This window comes from Afifella aestuarii, assembly GCF_004023665.1.
Taxonomy (GTDB): Bacteria; Pseudomonadota; Alphaproteobacteria; order Rhizobiales; family Afifellaceae; genus Afifella; species Afifella aestuarii.
In genome coordinates this window covers 728,174-749,619 of record NZ_SAUF01000001.1, presented here as the reverse complement: position 1 = coordinate 749,619, position 21,446 = coordinate 728,174, and the positions used below count along the sequence as shown (strand labels likewise).

General features: G+C 62.9%; 20 protein-coding genes and 1 pseudogene. 12 read left to right on the top strand and 9 right to left on the bottom strand.

The genetic code is table 11. From position 1 onward, the window contains the following. Window positions 1-154: 154 nt before the first annotated feature. The 4 genes from EO094_RS03385 to EO094_RS03370 form a co-directional block, all read right to left on the bottom strand. Window positions 155-1,357, bottom strand: a complete 1,203-nt coding sequence (locus tag EO094_RS03385) for a L,D-transpeptidase family protein (RefSeq protein WP_128290902.1) — start codon at window positions 1,355-1,357, stop codon at window positions 155-157. 219 nt (window positions 1,358-1,576) lie between these two features. Further along, a complete protein-coding gene (locus EO094_RS03380; RefSeq protein ID WP_128290901.1) occupies window positions 1,577-2,533 on the bottom strand; it encodes an acetyl-CoA carboxylase carboxyltransferase subunit alpha in 957 nt (318 codons plus the stop codon). A gap of 115 nt (window positions 2,534-2,648) precedes the next feature. After that, entirely contained in the window at window positions 2,649-3,551 is a 903-nt protein-coding gene (locus EO094_RS03375; protein ID WP_281275240.1) for a site-specific tyrosine recombinase XerD, read from the bottom strand. 59 nt (window positions 3,552-3,610) lie between these two features. Next, window positions 3,611-3,754, bottom strand: coding sequence for a histidine kinase (locus tag EO094_RS03370; RefSeq protein WP_092814517.1), 144 nt, complete (start codon window positions 3,752-3,754; stop codon window positions 3,611-3,613). Window positions 3,755-3,865: 111 nt separating this feature from the next. Between EO094_RS03370 and EO094_RS03365 the strand changes: the two genes are divergently transcribed. From EO094_RS03365 to EO094_RS03355, 3 genes are read left to right on the top strand one after another with little or no spacing between them, the layout of a single operon-like run. Then, window positions 3,866-4,468 carry a shikimate kinase gene (locus tag EO094_RS03365; protein ID WP_128290900.1) on the top strand — a complete coding sequence of 201 codons (603 nt, stop codon included), beginning with the start codon at window positions 3,866-3,868 and terminating at the stop codon, window positions 4,466-4,468. Continuing rightward, the gene (gene aroB / locus EO094_RS03360; RefSeq protein WP_128290899.1) at window positions 4,465-5,601 is read left to right on the top strand and encodes a 3-dehydroquinate synthase; all 1,137 of its coding nucleotides are present in this window, start codon (window positions 4,465-4,467) and stop codon (window positions 5,599-5,601) included. Before EO094_RS03365 ends, aroB begins: the two co-directional genes overlap by 4 nt. Before the next feature lie 3 nt (window positions 5,602-5,604). Beyond that, a complete protein-coding gene (locus EO094_RS03355) occupies window positions 5,605-6,897 on the top strand; it encodes an HlyC/CorC family transporter (RefSeq protein ID WP_128290898.1) in 1,293 nt (430 codons plus the stop codon). A 30-nt stretch (window positions 6,898-6,927) separates the two neighbouring features. Here EO094_RS03355 and EO094_RS03350 read toward each other — a convergent pair whose 3' ends face one another. Continuing rightward, window positions 6,928-7,200 (bottom strand): BolA family protein, encoded by a 273-nt coding sequence (locus EO094_RS03350; RefSeq protein ID WP_128290897.1) that lies wholly within the window; start codon window positions 7,198-7,200, stop codon window positions 6,928-6,930. 74 nt (window positions 7,201-7,274) lie between these two features. On the opposite strand from EO094_RS03350, the gene EO094_RS03345 reads away from it, so the two are divergent. The 3 genes from EO094_RS03345 to cobT all read left to right on the top strand — a co-directional run bounded on the left by EO094_RS03345 (window position 7,275) and on the right by cobT (window position 10,853). Next, window positions 7,275-7,901, top strand: a complete 627-nt coding sequence (locus EO094_RS03345) for a J domain-containing protein (RefSeq protein ID WP_128290896.1) — start codon at window positions 7,275-7,277, stop codon at window positions 7,899-7,901. 63 nt (window positions 7,902-7,964) lie between these two features. Further along, entirely contained in the window at window positions 7,965-8,951 is a 987-nt protein-coding gene (gene cobS / locus EO094_RS03340) for a cobaltochelatase subunit CobS (protein ID WP_128290895.1), read from the top strand. A 15-nt stretch (window positions 8,952-8,966) separates the two neighbouring features. Next, window positions 8,967-10,853, top strand: a complete 1,887-nt coding sequence (gene cobT, locus EO094_RS03335) for a cobaltochelatase subunit CobT (RefSeq protein ID WP_128290894.1) — start codon at window positions 8,967-8,969, stop codon at window positions 10,851-10,853. A gap of 90 nt (window positions 10,854-10,943) precedes the next feature. Here cobT and EO094_RS03330 read toward each other — a convergent pair whose 3' ends face one another. Continuing rightward, the gene (locus EO094_RS03330) at window positions 10,944-11,552 is read right to left on the bottom strand and encodes a VUT family protein (protein ID WP_128291793.1); all 609 of its coding nucleotides are present in this window, start codon (window positions 11,550-11,552) and stop codon (window positions 10,944-10,946) included. Between the two features lie 58 nt (window positions 11,553-11,610). Next, window positions 11,611-11,913, bottom strand: a complete 303-nt coding sequence (gene rpmB, locus EO094_RS03325; protein WP_128290893.1) for a 50S ribosomal protein L28 — start codon at window positions 11,911-11,913, stop codon at window positions 11,611-11,613. A 233-nt stretch (window positions 11,914-12,146) separates the two neighbouring features. Here rpmB and EO094_RS03320 point away from each other — a divergent pair, with 233 nt between their 5' ends. The 6 genes from EO094_RS03320 (at window position 12,147) to EO094_RS03295 (ending at window position 19,430) form a co-directional block, all read left to right on the top strand. After that, entirely contained in the window at window positions 12,147-12,965 is an 819-nt protein-coding gene (locus tag EO094_RS03320; RefSeq protein ID WP_164879543.1) for a DUF3108 domain-containing protein, read from the top strand. A 448-nt stretch (window positions 12,966-13,413) separates the two neighbouring features. Then, a complete protein-coding gene (locus EO094_RS03315) occupies window positions 13,414-16,617 on the top strand; it encodes a helicase-related protein (protein ID WP_128290891.1) in 3,204 nt (1,067 codons plus the stop codon). Window positions 16,618-16,647: 30 nt separating this feature from the next. Further along, the gene (locus tag EO094_RS03310) at window positions 16,648-17,061 is read left to right on the top strand and encodes an RNA-binding S4 domain-containing protein (protein ID WP_128290890.1); all 414 of its coding nucleotides are present in this window, start codon (window positions 16,648-16,650) and stop codon (window positions 17,059-17,061) included. 134 nt (window positions 17,062-17,195) lie between these two features. Further along, window positions 17,196-17,534: a ferredoxin FdxA gene (gene fdxA / locus EO094_RS03305; protein WP_092814553.1), complete on the top strand. Its 339-nt coding sequence runs from the start codon at window positions 17,196-17,198 to the stop codon at window positions 17,532-17,534. Between the two features lie 310 nt (window positions 17,535-17,844). Further along, entirely contained in the window at window positions 17,845-18,408 is a 564-nt protein-coding gene (locus EO094_RS03300) for a CarD family transcriptional regulator (protein ID WP_128290889.1), read from the top strand. A gap of 161 nt (window positions 18,409-18,569) precedes the next feature. Further along, on the top strand, window positions 18,570-19,430 hold the full coding sequence (locus EO094_RS03295; RefSeq protein WP_128290888.1) for an RNA polymerase factor sigma-32: 861 nt from the start codon (window positions 18,570-18,572) through the stop codon (window positions 19,428-19,430). Between the two features lie 105 nt (window positions 19,431-19,535). On the opposite strand, the gene EO094_RS03290 is transcribed toward EO094_RS03295, so the two are convergent. Continuing rightward, the gene (locus EO094_RS03290) at window positions 19,536-20,624 is read right to left on the bottom strand and encodes a methylenetetrahydrofolate reductase (protein WP_128290887.1); all 1,089 of its coding nucleotides are present in this window, start codon (window positions 20,622-20,624) and stop codon (window positions 19,536-19,538) included. 122 nt (window positions 20,625-20,746) lie between these two features. After that, window positions 20,747-21,304, bottom strand: a pseudogene (locus tag EO094_RS03285) (methylenetetrahydrofolate reductase C-terminal domain-containing protein); the annotation flags it as partial. Window positions 21,305-21,446: the final 142 nt, after the last annotated feature.

Sequence of the window (21,446 nt, the reverse complement as noted above, 5' to 3'; positions counted from 1 at the left end):
TGCCCCACGGCAGCGCCGAGAATGCGCGAGAGAAACCGGAGAATGAGCGTGCGCCAAACAAAAAACGGCGCGGTCGCCCGCGCCGTTCATGTGCTTTGAAGCCGTCTTTTGAAATCGCTGGCCTGGCCCGGAAGGCCGCGGCCAGCGAGGGTCGCTACCAGACCTTCTTGATCAGCCGCGACAAGAGGCCGGCGTCCTCTTCCTGCTGCGGCGCGTAGGCGGTCGCCATCGCGGGCTCTCCGCCTGCCGGAGTCTCGGAGGCGACCTGCGTCTCCGCACCCGTCTTGCCGCTTTCGGAACGTTCCGGAATGCTCGCCGTCATCACAGGCGCATCGGCCGGCGTCGACATCGGGGCATTCTGCGGGGCGTTCGGCGTCGCCGCCTCGGCCGGCATCGTGCCACGGGCGAGCGCCAGAAGCGTCGGCGGCACTTCGTTCTTCTGCCGCGGATCGCGCATCAGGTCGGCGACGGCGATCTTTGCATAGTCGCGGTCGTTGAGATTGCTCGCGATCTTGTCTTCGCGCAGCTCGTCCTCGGCGCGCTTCTTGGCGACCGCGAGACGAACCGAATCGTCCACCTTCGGGGCGCAGGAGGCGCTCGGCGAATAGCTCATGCCGGCCTGGCGCTCGGTGCCGAAGACATATTGCTTCGAGCACACGGCGACTTTCGGCTCCTGGCGGGTGAGTTCGAAGACGTCGCTGCCTTCCTTCAGCATCTTCCAGAAGGCGTAATTTTCGTTGCGGCGATGCTTGGCGAGATTTTCCGGCGTCATGCGGAACGGGAAGGCATGCACCTGGAAGGATTTCTGGCCGCCCTGAAAGGCGAGCCGCGCCAGCGTGTAGATTTCCTGGATCTGGTCGTCGTCCATGGCATAGCAGCCGCGCGACGAGCAGGCGCCGTGCACCATGAGATGCGAGCCGGTGCGCCCGAGCGAACGGTCATAGGCGTTCGGGTAGCCCATGTTGAACGACAGATAATAGGAGGAGTTCGGGTTCAGCTGCGCGGGAGTGATCGTATAAAAACCTTCCGGCGCCTGGCGGTCGCCCTCCTGCTGCTTCGGCCCGAGCTTACCCGACCATTTGCAGATGTCGTAGGTTTTGAGGAGCGCGTAGCGGCCGGTCGCCTTCTCCTGCTTCCAAACCTCGAGCTCCGATTCTTCCTTGAACAGGCGAACCAGGATCGGGCTCGTTTCGCTCATGCCTTTTTTGGCGATGAGCGATTTGGTGGAATGCGAAAGCGGCCGAAGATGTTTGGCCATGCCCTCGAAATCGTTGCAGCCGGCCAGGATGAGTACCGCCAGACCTGTAACGATGAGAGCCGCGACGCGCGCAGCGCGTGAAAATAGTGCTGTCATCATGACCCGAAGAGCCTCTTCCCCTGTCTCTTGCGGATTTCTAAAGGCATATCGTTGCCGGGAGGTTTAAGCCAACGAAATGCGGCGATTTCCTGCTGGAGAGACCGCGAATTTCGCCGAGTGTGACGGAATCGTCGCAGACACCGCGAATTTCGCGGTGTCCGGCACTTTTCCCCGGTCAAATTGGCCAAAAATCTCCCAACGCGGCTTGAGACCGCGGAATCAGCCGAGACTGCGTCCGATCGCCAGGAATTTTTCCCGTCGCTGCAGCCGGATATCGTGCGCCGGCAGGCCGCGGAATTCGCCGAGCGCGCCGGCAATGACGTCGCCCACGGCGGCGATCACGGCGTCCGGATCGCGGTGCGCACCGCCGACTGGCTCGTTGATGATAGAGTCTATCACCTTGAGATTCTTGAGATCTTCGGCCGTCACCTTCATCGCGGTGGCGGCCTCTTCGGCGCGTGTGGAATCCCGCCACAGGATCGATGCGGCGCCTTCCGGCGAAATCACCGAATAGATCGCATGCTCGAGCATATAGACGCGATTGGCCGTCGCGAGCGCGATCGCGCCCCCCGATCCGCCCTCTCCGATGATGACGGAGACATTCGGCACGCCGAGCCCGAGACAGGCTTCCGTGGAGCGCGCGATCGCCTCTGCCTGGCCGCGTTCCTCAGCCCCGACCCCCGGGTAAGCCCCTGCAGTATCTACGAAAGCAATCACCGGCAGGCCGAAACGATCGGCCATTTCCATGAGCCTGACCGCCTTGCGGTAACCCTCCGGCCGGCCCATGCCGAAATTGTGTTTAAGCCGCGACTGCGTGTCGAAGCCCTTCTCCTGGCCGAGGACAGCGACTGGCTCGCCGCGGAACCGCCCGAGACCGGCGAGAACCGCGCGGTCCTCGGCGAATTTCCGGTCGCCGGCAAGAAGCGTGAAATCCTTGATCAGCGAGGAGATGTAACGGCTCGCGTGCGGCCGGTCGGGATGGCGGGCGACGAGCGCCTTCTGCCAGGGCGTCAGCTTGGCATAGAGGCCCTTGAGCGCATCCCGCGCTTTGGTTTCCAGATTGGCGATTTCCTCGTCGGTGGAAACGCTGTCATCACTTTCCTGCAGCCGACGCAGCTCCTGAATCTGGCCTTCGAGGTCGGCAACGGGTTTTTCGAAATCGAGGAAGTGGCGCATGTAAGGCAGTTGATCCTTAAGGTGGCCGCAAACTGGCGATGGGGCGTTGTCAAGTCAAGCGGAGGCGACAATCGGCCCCCATCTCATCGCCAGCGGGGCTTTGAGGGCGACATCATCAGCGCATGCGCCCGAGAGGGTGATGCTCCTGGACGAGCGTCTTCATGCGCTCCTCCAGAATATGGGTATAAATCTGTGTGGTCGAAATGTCGGCATGGCCGAGCAATGTCTGCACGGCCCTGAGATCGGCGCCGCCTGACAGGAGATGCGTCGCGAAAGCATGACGCAAGACATGGGGCGACAGGCGCGCGGGCGATATGCCGGCCTCAATGCCGACCTCCTTCAAGTCGCGCGCGAAAGCCTGGCGCGTCAGATGCCCGCAGGCCGAGGCCGCCGGAAACAGAAACGGGCTTCGGCCCGCCTGCCGCTCATCGAGGAGTGCGCGGTAAGCTCGCATCGAAAGGCGGGCGTCTTCGTTCAAAGGCACGAGCCGCTCACGCCCCCCTTTGCCGGTGACGATCAGGAAAGGGCGCTCGCCGGTCGCCGCACTTGCCGGCAGCCCGAGGAGTTCCGAAACCCGAAGGCCGGTGGCATAGAGAAGCTCCAGAAGCGCCCGCATGCGCGCCGCAGCCAGGCGCCGTGCCGGTGGCGCCTCGCGGTCTGCCCGCGCGCGTGCCGTATCCAGCAAGGTACCAACCTCTTCGACAGACAAGGTCTTTGGCAGGCCGCGCAGTGGCTTCGGACGATCAAGCACGATCGTCGGATCGTCGCTGCGCAACCCTTCGGAAAGGAGGAAGCGAAAGAACTGGCGCAGCGCAGAAACCCGTCGGCTCTGTGTCGCCGGGCTCATGCCGCGTGCTGCAAGTGTGGCGATATAGTCGCGCACCCCGTCGCCGCCGACCTCGCGCAGGTCGCTGACGGTGCCGAGAGCATCGAGAAGGTCGCGCCGATAGGCCGCAAGCGTATTGGCAGAAGCCCCGCGCTCAGCCGCCAGCATCTCCAGAAATGCTTCGATATCCAGAAGATCGCGCGGGCGGCGCGGGCGCGGCCCAGCATCCCCCGCTGGGGACGAGGCCGCACTCACTGATTGACCCGCTCCGCAGGAATACGCACGCTCATCTCTCTGGGATTGGGCTCCACGAGAAGCGTCAGCGCTATCATGCCACCATAGACGATCGCGGCCAGAACCGCGATGACAAACAAGAAGCGAAAGAGACTTGGCATTCGAACCGCCCGTTTACGTGAGCCCCTTATCGCCGCTTCCGCTGCTATTTCAAGGGATGCACGGCAACAGATAAAGCTTTATAGCGAGCCGATTGTGGGCCGGGACGGGGCATGTTGCGAACTGACAGCAAGAAATATTCACGCATCGAGGAAGGCGCCGCGGAACGCGTCGTCGAGCGTTTGGGTGCACGAAACATCGTCCTCGTGGGGATGATGGGCGCTGGCAAGACCAGCGTCGGCCGCCGCCTTGCTGCGACACTCAACCTGCCTTTCAAAGACGCCGACCAGGAAATCGAAGCAGCCGCCAACCTCACGATCGCCGACATTTTCTCAACTTACGGCGAGGCGCATTTTCGTGACGGTGAGAAAAAAGTCATCCGGCGTCTTCTCACCACCGGCCCGACAGTGATCGCGACCGGCGGAGGTGCCTTCGAAGACGCGGAGACACGTCAGGCGATCGCCAATGACGCCGTCTCCATTTGGCTCAAGGCCGATCTCGATCTCCTTTTCGACCGTGTCAGGCGCCGGTCGAACCGGCCGCTCTTGCGCAAACCGAACCCGAAAGAAATCCTGGCGGATCTCCTCGCCCGCCGAGAACCCACCTACGCCCTCGCCACGCTCACGGTCGCCTCGCGCGACGTGCCCCATCACACCGTCGTGGCAGACGTTCTTTCCGCCCTCGATAAATTTCTGACCAGCGAGAACCCATCATGAGTTCCGTACATGTGGACCTTGGCGAGCGCAGCTACGACGTCCTCGTCGCCGCCAACCTCATCCCCAATCTCGGACGCCACATGGCCGCGCGGATGGACGCCCGCCGCGCCGCGATCATCACAGACGAAAATGTCGGCCGTCTTTATCTTGACCCCGTCCGCCAGGCGCTAAGCGACGCGGAAATCGAGAGCGTCGAGATCGTCGTCGCGCCGGGAGAAGCCTCCAAGAGCTTCTCCACCTTGGAACGCGTTGTGAGAGAGCTGCTCGCAGCCCGGCTCGAACGCTCCGACATCGTCATTGCGCTTGGCGGCGGCGTCGTTGGTGACCTCGCGGGCTTTGCGGCTGCGATCACCCGTCGAGGCATGAGCCTCGTCCAGGTGGCGACCAGCCTTCTTGCACAGGTGGATTCATCCGTCGGCGGCAAAACCGGCATCAACACGCCGGAAGGCAAGAACCTCGTCGGTGCCTTCTTCCAGCCACGGCTGGTCCTGGCCGATACGAGCGCACTCGACACCCTCCCTCACCGCGAGTTTCGCGCCGGTTATGCGGAAGTCGTAAAATACGGCTTGATCGACGATGCGGAGTTCTTCTCGTGGCTCGAGGACAACAGAGAGGCCGTCTTCGCCGGCGAGGACGCACGCGGAGAAGCCATCCGCCGCAGCGTCGCGGCGAAGGCACGCGTCGTCGCCGCCGACGAGCGAGAGGCCGGAACACGCGCCCTCCTCAATCTCGGACATACTTTCGGACATGCGCTTGAGGCTGCGTGCAACTACGACGCCAGCCACATTATCCACGGCGAGGGTGTGGCCATCGGTATGGCCATGGCCCATCGTTTTTCAGTCCAGCAGGGACTTTGTGCGCCGGAGGCGGCGGAGCGCGTCGAGAGGCATCTTGCCGCCGCGGGTCTGCCAACCCACATGAACAGCATTCCGGGAAGCGGATTTCCCACCTCGGAATTGATGGATCACATTGCCCAGGACAAAAAGGTCAAAGCTGGCCGCCTCACCTTTATCTTGAGCCGAGGGATCGGTGAGGCTTTCATCGCGGAGGATGTCGCGCCTCACTCGGTTGAGACGTTCCTCGCCGATGAGCTCGCGGCCGAGCCTGCACCCGCCCTTCAGACAGGAGAATAACCCATGTGGCTCGCAGCCACTCTGCTTGCCATTGTCATTCTGCTTTTCCTTTCCGCCTTCTTCTCCGGATCGGAGACCGCTTTGACGGCGGCATCACGCGCCCGCATGCACCAGATGGAGCGGTCGGGCGATGCCCGAGCGGGGATCGTTTCGCGTCTGATCGATCGCCGCGAACGCATGATCTCGTCGCTGCTTCTCGGCAACAACCTCGTCAACATCCTGGCATCCGCCCTCGCAACTGCCGCCTTCATCGACATTCTGGGCGATGCAGGTGTGGCGGCGGCGACCTTCGTGATGACGGTCCTGGTCCTTGTCTTTGCAGAGGTTTTGCCGAAGACCTGGGCAATCACGACGCCAGACCGCTTCGCGCTTGCCGTCTCGCCCTTCGTCTCAACGGTCGTTCGGGTTTTTGCGCCTGTCGTGATGGCAGTTCAGCGCTTCGTCTCGGCGCTCTTGCGTCTCTTCGGCGTCGCCGCGAGCCATGACGTGCTCTTGTCCGGCCACGAGGAACTTCGCGGCGCCGTCGATCTCCTGCACCGCGAAGGCAGCGTGCAAAAGGGCGCCCGCGACATGCTGGGCGGCCTTTTGGACCTCAACGAGCTCGATGTCTCCGACGTCATGGTTCACCGCACCGCGATGCAGGCCCTCAACGCCGATGATCCGGCGGAGAAGCTCGTCACCCAGGTGATCGAGAGCCCCTTCACACGCCTGCCCTTGTGGCGCGGCGAGACCGAAAACATTGTCGGGATCCTGCATGCCAAGGACGTCTTGAGGGCCCTCGCGGCAGCCGGCGGCGATGCAACAGCTCTCGATATCATGGCGGTCGCCTCAAAGCCCTGGTTCGTGCCTGACACGACTTCTCTGCAGGCGCAGCTCAACGAGTTCCTGCGTCGCAAAATTCACTTCGCGCTCGTCGTCGACGAGTATGGCGAGGTGATGGGCCTGATCACGCTCGAAGATATTCTGGAGGAAATCGTCGGCGAGATCGCCGACGAGCATGACGTGGAGATCCAGGGCGTGCGCCAGCAGCCGGACGGCTCCATTATCGTGGAAGGCACGGTGCCGATCCGCGATCTCAACCGCGCCTTCGACTGGAACCTGCCGGATGAAGAGGCGACAACGATGGCGGGCCTGGTGATCCACGAAGCACAGACAATTCCCGAAGCGGGACAGGAATTCACCTTCCACGGCTTCCGCTTCAAGGTTCTGCGCAAGACACGGAATCGACTGACGCAGATAAGGGTGACCCCGGTCACGCCGGTGGCGACGACACAGGCGACGAGCTTGCCGGTCTAGGCCACCCGTTCCATTCAGGAGGCCGGCCGCCTACCGGCCTTCGCCCGGCGCATACGCCTTTACGGCCAGCGCGTGCACTCTGGCCTTCAGCTCTTCAGCCAGGATCTCATTGATCATGCGATGGCGTTCAACACGGCTCTTCCCTTCGAAGGCCGCAGACACAATATGGATGCGGAAGTGGCTCTCACCCTCAGGATGCGCGCCACCATGACCGGCATGAAGATGCGATTCATCGGTAATGGTCAGCTCCTCGGGGGAAAGGGCACCATTAAGTTTGTCTTCCATTTTTTCACGAACGCTCATCGTTCCTCCGGTTCTGTCTGATTGGCGTTGAGGTACGGCTTGAGAGGGCCCGCCGGGGCGGGCATATTGATTCCATGAAGCTTGAATCGGACCTGTTCGACAAGATTAGAACCCGCAAGGGAACGAAGAAGCCCAAGCAGGAAGAAAGGGCGACGCGCGTCTGCGAAGCCGAAGGCTGCAATGCGCCCGCGACGCATCGCGCACCCAAGGGACGCGACGCAGAAGGCGAGTATTTTTGGTTCTGCCTGGAGCACGTGCGCGCCTACAACAAATCGTACAATTATTTCGCCGGGCTCGACGACAACGACGTCCAATCCTTCCAGAAGGAATCGATCATCGGCCACAGGCCGACTTGGCGAATGGGCTCCAATGCGCGCTCCGATGAGGGCCCGCGACCCGGAGGACGCGCCAAATACGGCTTTACCGGCAAGACCGACGACCCGTTCCATCTTTTTGGCGACGGCTTCAAAAGCCGCCCGTCAGAAGAGCCGACCCGACGCACTGTGCGCAATATGGAGAGGAAGTCGCTGGCGACTCTTGGCCTTGACGAGACCGCTGGCCCCGACGAAGTAAAGGCGCGCTACAAGACGCTCGTGAAGCGCCATCACCCCGATGCCAATGGCGGCGACCGTTCTCTGGAGGAGAAACTCCGGGAAATTATCCAGGCCTACAGCTATTTGAAGAGCGTCGGTTTCTGCTAGATCAGGGGTCTCTGACGCCGTGAAAAGAGCCGGCGCATACGGCGCCGAAAGAAGGAATTTGTCATGCAGGAAGCCGTCGAGAACACCCCCGCCGCCCCCGATATAAAGGTGTCGGTCAGGCAGGTCTTCGGCATCGATTCAGACCTCGAAGTGCCGGCCTTTTCGCAGGGTGATCCGCACGTCCCCGATCTCGACGAGGATTATCTTTTCGACCGCGAGACGACCTTGGCAATCCTCGCAGGGTTTGCCCACAACCGCCGTGTCATGGTCACGGGCTATCACGGCACCGGCAAGTCGACGCATATCGAACAGGTCGCGGCGCGCCTCAACTGGCCGTGCGTGCGCGTCAATCTCGACAGCCACATCAGCCGCATCGATCTCGTCGGCAAGGACGCGATCGTCGTGCGCGACGGCATGCAGGTGACGGAATTCCGTGACGGCATCCTGCCCTGGGCGATCCAGACCAACACCGCCCTCGTCTTCGATGAATACGATGCAGGCCGGCCGGACGTGATGTTCGTCATTCAGCGCGTGTTGGAGGTTTCCGGTCGTCTGACGCTTCTCGACCAGAACCGGGTCATCCGCCCGCATCCGGCGTTCCGTCTTTTTGCGACCGCCAACACCGTCGGGCTTGGCGACACATCGGGCCTTTATCACGGCACGCAACAGATCAATCAGGGTCAGATGGACCGCTGGTCGATCGTCACCACGCTCAATTATCTGCCGCACGACAACGAGGTCGACATCGTTCTCTCGAAGGTTGCGCATCTGCGCAATCCGGAAGGCCGCGACCAGGCAAGCCGTATGGTGCGTGTCGCGGATATGACCCGCAACGCCTTCGTCAACGGCGATCTGTCGACAGTCATGAGCCCGCGGACGGTGATCACCTGGGCAGAGAATGCGGAGATCTTCTCAGATTTGGGCTTCGCCTTCCGCGTCACCTTCCTCAACAAATGCGATGAGCTCGAGCAGCCGCTTGTGGCCGAATTCTATCAGCGCTGCTTCGGCAAGGAGCTGCCGGAATCGGCAGCCAACCTGGTTCTGAGCTGAGGCGCGGCACACGGCATGAGCGGACGCAACAAGGAAACTCCGACAGACCCGTTCAAGCGGGCTCTGTCGTCCTGTGTGAAGGCGGTGGCCGGCGACCGCGAACTCGAGGTCGTCTTCGCGTCCGATCGGCCGCAGCTTCTCGGCCACCGTGTGCGCCTGCCAGAGCCCGCCCGGCGCATGAGTGCCAACGACATCGCCATCACCCGAGGGCTTGGCGATGCCATGGCGCTTCGCCTCGCCTGCCATGACGATAAAATGCACCGTCGCTTTGCGCCGCAAGGTGAGCAGGCGCGAGCAATCTTCGATGCCGTGGAACAGGCGCGTTGCGAGGCGATCGGCGCGCGGCGCATGACGGGCGTGCGTGAAAACCTCTCCGCGATGCTGGAGGACAAATACCACCGCGGCCAGTACGAAGAGATCCGCGACCGCGCCGACGCGCCACTGGAAGATGCGCTCGCTCTGCTGATGCGCGAGCGGCTCACCGGTCAGGCGCCGCCGAAAAGCGCCGAAAAAGTTGTCGAGCTGTGGCGCGACTTCATCGAGGAGCGGTCCAGCGCCGAACTCGACCGGCTGTCGCAATCGATTTCCGACCAGAATGCCTTTGCTCGCGCACTCCGCGATCTGCTCGCTTCCCTCGACATGGGCAGCGAAGCGGGCCAGGACGGCGAAAGCGAGGAGGATGACGGCGGAGACGACAGCGACGAGACCTCCGACACGAGCGAGGGGGCGCGCGGCGAAGCCGACGACGACAATGACGCCTCCGCCGAGCCGCAAGAAACGGAAGCTTCCGGCGAGGACGACGACGAGGTCTCCGAGAGCGAGCGCACCGAGCAGACGACCGAAGAGTTTCTGGAGGCTGAGGATTCGGCCGAGACCGACCCTTTTGCCGATGGACGACGGCCGGACTTTTACGGTCAGAACACCCCGGTCAGCGATTACAACGTCTACACCGCAAAACACGACGAGGTGGTGGCCGCGCAGGATCTCTGCCCGCCCGAAGAGCTCGATCGTTTGCGCTCTTATCTCGACAAGCAGCTGGTGAGCCTGGCGGGTGCCGTTGCGCGCCTCGCCAATCGGCTGCAGCGGCGGCTTCTGGCGCAGCAAAACCGCGCCTGGGACTTCGATCTGGAAGAAGGCGTGCTCGATCCCGCAAGGCTGTCGCGCGTTGTCACAGATCCGTTCGCCTCTCTGTCTTTCAAGCAGGAGCGCGACACGGAATTTCGTGACACCGTGGTGACTTTGCTTCTCGACAATTCCGGCTCCATGCGCGGGCGCCCGATTACGGTTGCCGCGATCTGTGCCGACGTTCTCGCCCGAACGCTCGAACGCTGCGGTGTCCGTGTGGAGATCCTGGGCTTTACGACGAGGGCATGGAAAGGTGGTCAGGCGCGCGAGGAATGGCTGCGCGCTGGCAAGCCGCCGCATCCCGGCCGTCTCAACGATCTCCGCCACATCATCTACAAAAGCGCCGACGCGCCCTGGCGACGCTCAAGACGCAATCTCGGGCTGATGATGCGCGAAGGGCTGTTGAAGGAGAATATCGACGGCGAGGCGCTCGATTGGGCGCATCAGCGGCTTCTGGCAAGGTCGGAACAGCGGCGCATCATGATGGTGATTTCCGACGGCGCGCCGGTCGACGATTCCACGCTCTCGGTCAATTCCGGCAATTACCTCGAAAAGCATCTGCGCCACGTCATCGACGAGATCGAGAACCGCTCGCCGGTTGAGCTTATGGCGATCGGCATCGGCCACGACGTGACGCGCTACTACAAGCGTGCCGTCACGATCGTGGATGCAGAGGAACTTGCCGGCGCCATGACGGAAAAGCTCGCGGAGCTGTTTGAAGCGGACATTCCCGGCGTCACGCGTCCCCCGCGAACGCGCCGCAATCGCGCCGCCTAACGAGGCTCAGAGCTTCGAAACGCCAGAAACAAAAAAAGCGGGCCTCGCCCGCTTTATCCGCCACCTGCCAGAGCCCCGGCCCGATCCTTTTCACCCGCGCGCGATACCGGTGTGCGGCTGCCACGGCGTCACCATACGGATGAGGAAGCCGTAGGGAACGAGCGCCAGAGCCGCGAGCAGAAGCTTCACGGAAAAATCGCCGAGCGCCCAGGATACCCAACGCGGCACCTCGATCAGAGAGATGGCGCCGAAGAGGGGCGCCGTCTCGATCGCGAACGCATCGTTTGCACCGAGAATCCCGAAGACAGCAGCGAAGGCGAGCGAAAAGAAGATCACCGTATCGAGGGCGGAGCCAATAAGGCTCGACACCACAGGCGCGCGCCACCAGCGCCCGGCCCGCAGGCGATGAAAGATACCGACATCCATCATCTGAGCGGCGAGAAAAGCCGAACCCGAGGCGACCGCGATCCGCGGCGTGGCGAGAACGGTGGAAACGATCACAGCCAGAAGGAAACCAACGAACACTACCCGACGGGCCGCCTTTGGCCCGAAGGTGCGGTTGGTCATATCATTGACGAGGAACGCGAGCGGATAGGTGAACGCGCCCCACGTCAGAAGATCGGCCAGGTTGTAACCGCCGATGTGCCCATGCACCGGGTACTGAACAAGAATGTTCGACGCCACCACGACCGCAGCCATGGCGCCGACCGCGGTCAGAAAACCGCGTCTCCGATGCGTTGGGAAGATCGCCGTCAACTCAGGCCGCAGCAGCTTCCGCGCTGGCCGCCTTCTTGGCGATCTCGCGCTTCAGAAGCTTCGCCTTTGGCGACAGCTCGTCCGCCTGCGCCTTGAGAAGGAAAGCGTCGAGCCCGCCACGATGCTCCACACTGCGCAGAGCGGCAGCAGAGATGCGCATCCGCACAGCGCGCCCGAGCGCATCGCTCATCAGCGACACATTGCACAGATTGGGAAGGAACCGACGCCGGGACTTGTTGTTGGCGTGGCTCACATTGTTGCCGGTCAGGACGGCCTTGCCGGTCAGCTCGCAACGGCGCGCCATGGAGAACCTCATGATCTGATCTGGAGGGCGGACCGTCCTGCGCATGACGCAGCCGGGACGGCACTTCAAGCCCGGTTTTTCGAAAGCGCTCCTATAAGGAGTGTGGCCGCAAGGGTCAAGTCATCAGCCACAGCGGGGCTCGCATAAACCCGCAATATGGGCCCGAAAAAGGCCGGCTTTCGTCCTTAGGCAGAACACAAGGGTGCCCCGCCACCAAAATGGAGCTTCCGCCAATGCGGCATCCGCACACTCGAAGCGCCTTCTTCCTGCCGATGGTCGCAGTCCTCACCATGCTGGGGGGTGCGGCACTTTCCGCCCCCACGGCTGCAGCGGCCACACTGACGGTGCGCTACGGCGCGTCTCTGATGGGCGTCCCGGTCGGCAAGGTGAAGGCCACCCTGAGCGTCGACAAACGCAGCTACCATGCGGAAGGATACGCGAAGGCAACCGGCTTCAGTCGGCTTTTCTCCGATGCGCGCGTCAATGCCGAAGCCACCGGCACCCTCACGGATGCCCCAGAGGCGCAGAGCTATCATCGCCATTGGGTGGAGGATGGAGAGGCTGAGGATTTGTCGCTCTCCTTCGCCAATGGTCGTGTGAGCGATCTTCGTTTCAAAGCCGACAAGCCTCACAAAGAATATGCCGATCGCGTGCCGGTGAAACCGGAGCACAAGACAGGTGTGATCGATCCTTTGAGCGCGCTCGTGATGCCGATCGCCGGCCGCAGCGGAAAAGACCTGTGCAAAGAAAGGACGCCGGTCTTCGAGAACAACAAACGCTTCGATATCACGATGCGCTTTGCGCGCACGGAGCGTTACAACGGCGGCAGCAAGAGCTATTCCGGCCCGGTCGTCGTCTGTGCCGTTCGCTATGTTCCCATCGCCGGCCACCGCGCACACAAGAAGAGCGAGCGCTTCATGGCGGCAAACAAGGATATGGAAGTCTGGCTCGCGCCAATCGAGACGGTGGGACTTGCGGTCCCCGTAAAGATGCGGGTGCGAACGGAATGGGGCTTTCTCACAGCCACCGCCGACCGTCTCAATGTGCGGTGAATGTGCCGTTTTGAGACGAAATCGTTAAGAAGCGCCTTTGCCCCCTTGATCATTGAGGGCGCATGGCCGCACGGTGGTCCGCAGATCTTGCGCTCTGCGGACGTTATCCCCCATATGTGGAGAGAACGGAAGTTGAACTTGTTGACCCTGCCGATTCGTCGGCGATTCGTTCGTCAAAACGGCCTATGCTTGAATCATCTGCCGTCCTGCGGCGAGCGGGCGTTTGCTTTTTGCTAACCTTGTTTCAAGGCCCCGACCGCATATGTCACCTGCTCTCGCTAACACGCTTGTGGGCTTCACGGTCGAGCCCGTGGAACGAATCCTGAATCCGGAAGAGTCGTCGATTCGATCCGCTTTTGTTCAAGAGTCGTTCGAGTCGGCCCGGAACCATTAAGTCAAGCCGCGCTCGCGCATTCGTACTCGTCCCAACGGTTTTCGCCATCGCCTGATGAATGTGACATCCGACAATCCACGGCAGTGGAGCGCCCGCAACGTCACAGCGGTGCTCGGCCCCACCAATACCGGCAAGACGCATCTCGCCATCGAGCGCATGCTCGGTCACGAGACCGGCATCATCGGCCTGCCGCTCAGGCTTCTGGCGCGGGAGGTCTATAGCCGCGTCGCTCAGCGCGCCGGCGCCGACAAGGTGGCCCTCGTCACCGGCGAAGAAAAGATCGTCCCGGCGGAACCGCGCTATTGGGTCTCCACCGTGGAGGCAATGCCGCGCAACACGGATGCCGCCTTTGCGGCCATCGACGAGATTCAGCTCGCCGCCGATCTTGAACGCGGCCACGTCTTCACCGACCGAATCCTGTCGCTGCGCGGCAGCCAGGAAACCTTGCTCTTGGGCGCATCGACGATGCGCGGCGTCATCGAAGGCCTTCTGCCGGGCGCGCATATCGTCACACGCCCGCGCATGTCGGTCCTCGCTTATGCCGGGCAGAAGAAGCTGACACGCCTGCCGGAGCGCTCCGCGATCGTCGCCTTCTCGGCCGAGGAGGTCTATGCGATCGGCGAGCTGATGCGCCGCCAGCGCGGCGGTGCGGCGGCCGTTCTCGGCGCCCTTTCACCGCGCACGCGCAATCGTCAGGTGGAGCTCTATCAGTCAGGCGATGTCGACTTTCTGGTCGCCACGGACGCGATCGGCATGGGCCTCAATCTCGATGTCGACCATGTCGCCTTCGCCTCGGCCCGCAAATTCGACGGATACCAGCACCGCCCCCTGACGGCCGCCGAACTCGGCCAGATCGCCGGGCGCGCCGGGCGCTACATGCGCGACGGCACGTTCGGCGTGACGGGAACGGTCTCTCCCTTCGAGCCGCCCCTGGTGGAAGCGCTGGAGAGCCACCGTTTCGAAGGGGTCCGGGTGCTGCAATGGCGCAACGACCGCCTCGATTTCTCGTCCCACGAAGCCCTGCGCGCCTCGCTGGAACAGGCACCGAAGCATCCTTTTTTGACGAAATCGCCGCCAGCGGCCGACCAGGTCGCGCTTGAGCTTCTGGTGCGCGATGACGACATCACCGACCGACTGACGCACCCTAAGGCCGTGGAGCGTTTGTGGGACATCTGCCGGCTGCCCGATTATCGACGCATTGCGCCTGCTCAGCATGCCGGACTGATCGGTTCGATCTTCACTTTTCTTATGGACAAAGGCTCCGTTCCACCCGACTGGCTTGCGCCGCAGGTGAAGCGGGCCGACCGCACCGATGGCGACATCGACACATTGTCGGCGCGCATTGCAGAAATTCGTACGTGGACCTTTGTGGCCAATCAGCCGGACTGGCTTGCCGACCCGACTTATTGGCGCGAAGAGACGAAGCGCGTTGAGGATAGGCTATCTGACGCACTTCACGACAGGCTTACAAAACGCTTTGTCGATCGGCGAACTAGCGTTCTGATGCGCCGGTTGAAGGAGAATACAATGCTTGAGGCCGAGATCACCCCGGGGGGCGACGTGCTGGTGGAGGGCGAGCATGTCGGCACGCTGATCGGCTTTCGCTTCACACCCGACGCCAAGGCGGAGGGGTCGGATGCAAAAACGGTTCGCACAGCGGCAGCAAAGGCGCTGGGCACGGCGGTCGCCGAACGGGCTGAGCGTCTGTCACGTTCAGACGATGCGGGATTCTTGCTGACGTCCGGCGCGATCATCCGCTGGCACGGCGAACCCGTGGCGCGTTTGATCGCCGAATCTGAACCTTTGAAGCCGCGGATCCTGCTTCTTGCTGACGAGCAGCTCACAGGCCCGAGCCGCGAGAAAGTCGAGGCCCGGCTGACCGTCTGGTTGTCCAATCAGATCAGCACGCATTTGAAGCCGCTTCTCGAACTGGAAGCCGATGAGAGCCTCTCCGGTCTGGCCCGCGGCATCGCCTATCAGCTGAAGGAAAAGCTCGGCATTCTGGACCGCCGCGACGTTCTCGAAGAAGTCCGCTCCCTGGACCAGGACGCCCGCGCCGGTCTGAGGCGCCACGGCGTCCGTTTCGGCGCCTACCATATTTATCTGCCGATGCTGCTCAAGCCCGCGCCGGCAACTCTGCTGGCGGAGCTCGAAGCTCTGCACAAAGGCCGCGACGACCGCGACAGCATCGCCGAGGTGGCCTCCGTCTCGGCTTCCGGCCGCACCTCCGTCAACGTCGACCCAGAGATCGATCCGGCCATTTACCACCGGTTCGGCTACCGCATCTTCGGTCGTCGCGCCGTGCGCATCGATATTCTCGAGCGGCTGGCCGATCTCATCCGTCCCGCCCTCACCTGGCGGCCCGGCCGTGAGATCGAGCCGCCCGCAGGCGCGATCGAGGAAGGCGGCGGTTTCACCGTCACGTCCGCGATGACGTCTCTCCTCGGCGCCTCGGGCGAAGATATGGGTGTCATCCTGAACGGCCTCGGCTACCGCGTCGAGCGGCGCCCCTTGCCGCAGACGCCCGCGACGGAAGAAGCGGTGCAAAAAGCTGAAGCCGCAGCAACCGCGGACGGCCTGGACGTGGCCGCGACCGCCGAGGCGTCAGGAGCCGAAGCGCCCGTCGGTACCTCCGAAGCAGCGACACCTGCGCCCACAGAAAGCACCGAAATCGAAGAAGCCCCCCGCGAAGAAACGCCCCTGGAGGGGAGCGAGGCCGCAACCGGGGCAGGATCTGAAGCCGGCATGGTCGCCGATGAAGGCGCGCCGACCCCGCTCGCACCGGAAGACGCAGCACCTGCGCCCGAGACGGACTCCACAGCGGCGCAAATCGCCGAAACGACAGGCGCCACGGATGCGGACGCTTCGGGCGAGGCACAGCCGGAGACCGAAGGACAGGCCGAGACCGAAGAAAAGGCCGAGCCGGCCTTTTTGGAGATCTGGCGCTATGGCGGCATGCCCCGGCGCGAGGAGCGTCGGCCCAGCAAAGCGAAGCGCTCTCCACGCCGAGCCACAGGCCGTGGCGGCCCCCAGAAGCCGGCAACCGAAGGCGGGGAAGCGGCGGCGGCCCCGCACGGCCCGGCCCCGTCCAAACCGCAGCACAAGAAGGGCAAGTTCCGCCACCGCGGCGAACAGGGGCTGCCCAAGCGTCCGCCCCAGCGTCCCCAAAGGCAGGAACGGGAAAAGCGGGCCGATCCCGACAGCCCGTTCGCGGCCCTTGCTGCGCTGAAGGAGAAGCTCGGCTCCTCCGACAAGTAGGAGAGCCGGAAAGGCCGAAAGGGAGCGCGATTGGCGAAAGCGTCGGCGGACGAAGCGGGCACGACAGAGGCGCAGCGGCTCGACCGCTGGCTCTGGCACGCGCGCTTCGTGCGGACACGCTCCGCCGCGCAGAAATTCATCAGCGACGGGCATGTGCGCATCAACCGGCAGAAGGTCGATCAGGCGAGCCGTCTGGTGCGCATCGGCGACGTTCTCACCCTCGCTCTGCCCGGCGGTGTGAAGGTCGTGGAAGCACTTGGCTTCAGCGAGCGCCGCGGCTCTTTTTCGGTCGCGACGACGCTTTACCGCGACGTCGGCGCGAGCATTGAGACCTCCTCCGGTGAAACGGCCCCAGCGCCCGACGATGCGCCTCCGCCCGCACCCCAGCACCGCCCGAGCCCACGCGAACGGCGGGCGCTCATTGCGATGAAGCGGCGGAACTGACAGGCGCTGCTAACTCTCCGGGCACGCTCATTATTAGAGCGCCTGCGGCTGCATGTCTGGGTTGGCCGCACACCCTTGCACCCTCGCCGAAAAGCCATTAGGCCCCGAACGCAAGCGCTGACGCGGAGTAGAGAATGACCTACGTCGTGACCGACAATTGCATCCGGTGCAAATATACCGATTGCGTCGAGGTGTGCCCGGTCGACTGTTTTTACGAAGGCGAGACGATGCTCGTCATCCACCCTGACGAGTGCATCGATTGCGGTGTGTGCGAGCCGGAATGCCCGGCCGATGCGATCCGCCCCGATACCGAGCCGGGGTTGGAGAAGTGGCTGACGCTCAACGCCGAATATGCGGAGAAATGGCCGAACCTCACCATGAAGCGTGATCCTTTGCCCGACTCCAAGGAACACGATGGCGAGGAAAACAAGCTCGAGAAGTACTTCTCGCCGGAAGCCGGTGAAGGCGACTAAGCCGGCCGCCCAATTCTGCACCTGACGGCGCGGAGGCACCCCGCCCCCGCGCACGTTTGCCGTGCGCGTGCAACAAATCCTTGATTTCTACGCCCTTTTGAACTATGTTCGGAAGATCGGACGTGCTCGTGTTCCGATCTCATAATTCCGGCATGGAATAACGACAGGATGATAGCCGCTGCCAGAGGCAGCGGTAAACTTTGTGTCGTCAGCCCTGTGTCGTCAGAAAGGTCCCCCGCGCAGACTAAAGCGCCCTCGGCACCACGCCCCCGGCGAAGCTGCCTTTTCCGAACTCAGGAGTCGCACGCGTATGACAACAAAGAAGACGTTGAAGCGTCAGGGTTTTCGTACGAACGAGAGCATTGTTTACCCGGCCCACGGCGTCGGCCGCATCGTCGATGTGGAGACGCAGGAAGTCGCCGGAATGAGCCTCGAATTGTTCGTCATCGACTTCGACAAGGATAAGATGACGTTGCGCGTCCCTGTCGCCAAGGCGGCTTCTGTCGGCATGCGCAAGCTTGCGGACGAACCGACCGTCGCCAAGGCCCTCGACACTGTCTGCGGACGCGCACGCGTCAAGCGCACCATGTGGAGCCGCCGCGCGCAGGAATACGAAGCCAAGATCAATTCCGGCGACCTCATCGCCATTTCGGAGGTCGTCCGCGATCTCTATCGCTCAGAGGCGCAGCCGGAGCCATCCTATTCCGAGCGGCAACTCTATGAAGCCGCCATCGATCGGATGGCGCGCGAAGTGGCCGCTGTGGAGAAGACCTCCGAGACGGAAGCGCAGCGCAAGATCGAGAAAATGATTGAGGCGAGCCCCAAGCGCAAGCGCGCTCAGGAAGAGGATGAGGCGCGCGAAGAAGCCGCTTAAATCCGGGGCGCGGCCCATTTAGGGCCAAAAACGCTTTTGTGAACAGGGAACCCGATCGGCAGGTCGGGTTTTTCTGTTTCAGCGGAAACAAAACGGTGTTTAGAAGTGTTACAGGGAAGGGACGAAGACGGGCAGAGTTTCACACAGGCGGGAAGGTTGGCATGAACGATTCCAGCAACTCACGACGCCAGATAGTCCGGGCGGCCATGAAGGCCCCCTATCTCGAACGCGACGAAGAGCGCGAACTCGCGGTCGCGTGGAAGGAAAAACGGGACCAGCAGGCACTGCATCGCCTGACCTCGGCCCATATGCGATTGGTCATTTCGATCGCAGCACGCTTCCGGCATTTCGGGCTGTCCATGAACGATCTCATCCAGGAAGGCCATGTCGGGCTCCTGGAAGCTGCGGCTCGCTTCGAGCCGGAACGGGAAGTGCGCTTTTCCACCTATGCAACTTGGTGGATCCGCGCCTCGATCCAAGATCACATCCTGCGCAACTGGTCGATTGTGCGCGGCGGAACATCGTCGGCACAGAAATCGCTATTTTTCAATCTCCGACGCCTCAGAGCTCGCCTCTCCCGCGGGTCTGAGATGATCAATGCACCGGAGATGTATAACGAGATAGCGCAGGCGATCGGTGTGTCCACCAACGATGTCGCCTTGATGGATTCCAGGCTTTCCGGCCCGGATACCTCCCTCAACGCGCCGATCATCGAATCCGACGGCTCTAGCGCCGATCGGCAGGATTTCATCGCCTCGGACGCCCCTCTCCAGGACGAGACGGTGGGCAACTATATCGATTCAGAGCGCTGGTCGGGCTGGCTCTATTCGGCCTTGAGCGTGCTCAACGAACGCGAATTGAAGATCGTCCGCCGACGCCGTCTCGAAGAAGACGGTGCGACGCTCGAAGCGTTGGGTCAGGAACTCGGCATTTCCAAAGAGCGCGTGCGCCAGATCGAAAGCCGTGCCTTGGAGAAGCTGCGTACGGCGCTGACGGAAGACAATCGCATCACGCTCGCCTGAAGGGCGCGCGGCGACGAGATGACGGGCGCAGTCGCAAGGCTGCGCCCGTTTCGTATTCGGAACAGCCGCAGTCGACAGAGGGATGCCCCGGGCAGCCGCAGGCTCTCAGCGCGCCCCGCCGTCAGATGGACGCACCCCCATCGAGGCCGCGGAAGCGTCTTCTCCCGCCTCTCTGCCTGACCTGGAGCCGGCCGCTGTCCGCGCCCGCCTCGACCCTTCGGGTCTCCGCCCCTTCAGGACGCCGGATTCCAGAATAATCTCGGAAACCTGATGTTCGCGGCGATAGGCCATGACATGCACCCCGGCGACGCCTTTGATCTCCCGGATCTGCTGAATGAGCTCGATCGCCAGACGCTTGCCCTCTTCGCCGGGCTTCTCGGCCTTCTCCAGGCGCTCGATGACATGATCAGGGATATGGATGCCGGGAACGTTCGAGCGCATCCAGCGCGCCGCTTTCGCGGAAGCAAGCGGACCGACGCCAGCGAGGATGAACACCTTCTTGTCGAGACCGAGATCGCGCACACGCGCCATGAAGGCCTCAAAGACCGGCATGTCGAAGATATAATTGGTCTGGATATATTCCGCCCCAGCCTCGATCTTTTTGCGCAGCCGCTCCGGGCGCCATTCGAGCGGCGGCACGCAGGGGTTTTCGGCCGCTCCTAGGAAGAGATGTGGCGGACTGCTGATCTTGCGACCCGACAAAAAAGCCCCCTCATCCCGCATCGTCTTGAGCGCCCGCAAGAGCGAGATGGAATCGAGGTCGAAAACCGGCTTCGCCCCGGGCTGATCCCCCACCCCGACGCCGTCCCCGGTCAGGCAGAGGACATTCTTGACCCCCATCGCCGCCGCCCCGAGGACATCGCCCTGGATGGCGATACGGTTCCGATCCCGGCAGGAGATCTGATAGATCGTGCCATAGCCGGCCCGGGTCAGAAGCGAGCAGATGCCGATCGACGACATATGACAATTGGCGCCGGACGCATCGGTCGCGTTGATCGCATCGACAACCTCGGCAAGAGGCCGTGCCGCCTCGTACACATCCTCCGCATTGGCGGAATCCGGCGGGTTCAATTCGGCCGTCACGGCAAAACGGCCTTGTCGCAGGACCCGCTCCAACCGGCTCCCGGAGGAATGCCCAGGCGGCGGCACCTCGTAAGCCTGGAATGGATGGGTGAATTCGCTCGACCCGCTCACCGCTGCGCCTCCTGATTGACGGCGCTCGACGGCTCCTCGGCAAGCGGTGCGGAGGCAGGCTCATTGCGCCTGGCGCCGGAAAAGGCGCGGGCGACGATGGCGCGCGCCCTGCTTCGCACCGGCGCGGCCCGCCGTGCAGCCGCTTTCTCGCGCGCCACGCGGAGCCAGGAGGACGAGCCTTTGAGACTGCGATCGACCGGCGGCAGGACCTCTTCGATCCAAGCCCCGTTGCGCATTGTCTGCGCCCCGCTCCAGGCATCCACCCAGACGCAACGCATCCATGGCCGCACCTCGCAAAAGCCCCCGGGCCTGACGCCGCCGCAGGGACCATTTCGAAGCTGCTTGGGGCAGTTCATCGGGCAGGACATGCCTGTCGACGACAACACGCACTGGCCGCACATCTCGCAATCGAAGAGGAGGCCTTTGACGTTGCGCTCGACGAAGGCGATCGGACGCTCGACGCGGTCGTAACCGAGCCGAGAGAAGAGCGGGTCAAGTGCCACCATCGTGCCCTCGACCCACTTATAGAGCCTCTCCAGCCCCCTGGAATGGCGCACGGACCATAAGCGCAACCGGTACATAGATCCCTGCCCTCCTGCCCCCGAAGCATGACGGCCGAGAGCGCCACGGCGGCTCCGGCTTTCCCTTTGTGCCTGGAATGAGGAGGTTGGGCTTGGCCGTACGCGTCACCCAGCGGTTTCGTTTGCGCCGCCTCGGCCGCCGCAGCACAGCCCCCACCGAACGAGGAAAAACACACGCCCGCCGAAGACTGCACATCCGAAGAATTCTACCGCCGGCTTCTGCATGCAGTTATCCGGCAGC

Bases quoted from the DNA above. Each gene is read 5' to 3' on its own strand.
- EO094_RS03385 (WP_128290902.1), bottom strand. From the start codon at position 1,357: ATGATGACAGCACTATTTTCACGCGCTGCGCGCGTCGCGGCTCTCATC.
- EO094_RS03380 (WP_128290901.1), bottom strand. From the start codon at position 2,533: ATGCGCCACTTCCTCGATTTCGAAAAACCCGTTGCCGACCTCGAAGGC.
- EO094_RS03370 (WP_092814517.1), bottom strand. From the start codon at position 3,754: ATGCCAAGTCTCTTTCGCTTCTTGTTTGTCATCGCGGTTCTGGCCGCG.
- EO094_RS03365 (WP_128290900.1), top strand. From the start codon at position 3,866: ATGTTGCGAACTGACAGCAAGAAATATTCACGCATCGAGGAAGGCGCC.
- aroB (WP_128290899.1), top strand. From the start codon at position 4,465: ATGAGTTCCGTACATGTGGACCTTGGCGAGCGCAGCTACGACGTCCTC.
- EO094_RS03355 (WP_128290898.1), top strand. From the start codon at position 5,605: ATGTGGCTCGCAGCCACTCTGCTTGCCATTGTCATTCTGCTTTTCCTT.
- EO094_RS03350 (WP_128290897.1), bottom strand. From the start codon at position 7,200: ATGAGCGTTCGTGAAAAAATGGAAGACAAACTTAATGGTGCCCTTTCC.
- EO094_RS03345 (WP_128290896.1), top strand. From the start codon at position 7,275: ATGAAGCTTGAATCGGACCTGTTCGACAAGATTAGAACCCGCAAGGGA.
- cobS (WP_128290895.1), top strand. From the start codon at position 7,965: ATGCAGGAAGCCGTCGAGAACACCCCCGCCGCCCCCGATATAAAGGTG.
- cobT (WP_128290894.1), top strand. From the start codon at position 8,967: ATGAGCGGACGCAACAAGGAAACTCCGACAGACCCGTTCAAGCGGGCT.
- EO094_RS03330 (WP_128291793.1), bottom strand. From the start codon at position 11,552: ATGGCTGCGGTCGTGGTGGCGTCGAACATTCTTGTTCAGTACCCGGTG.
- rpmB (WP_128290893.1), bottom strand. From the start codon at position 11,913: ATGGCGCGCCGTTGCGAGCTGACCGGCAAGGCCGTCCTGACCGGCAAC.
- EO094_RS03320 (WP_164879543.1), top strand. From the start codon at position 12,147: ATGCGGCATCCGCACACTCGAAGCGCCTTCTTCCTGCCGATGGTCGCA.
- EO094_RS03315 (WP_128290891.1), top strand. From the start codon at position 13,414: ATGAATGTGACATCCGACAATCCACGGCAGTGGAGCGCCCGCAACGTC.
- fdxA (WP_092814553.1), top strand. From the start codon at position 17,196: ATGACCTACGTCGTGACCGACAATTGCATCCGGTGCAAATATACCGAT.
- EO094_RS03300 (WP_128290889.1), top strand. From the start codon at position 17,845: ATGACAACAAAGAAGACGTTGAAGCGTCAGGGTTTTCGTACGAACGAG.
- EO094_RS03295 (WP_128290888.1), top strand. From the start codon at position 18,570: ATGAACGATTCCAGCAACTCACGACGCCAGATAGTCCGGGCGGCCATG.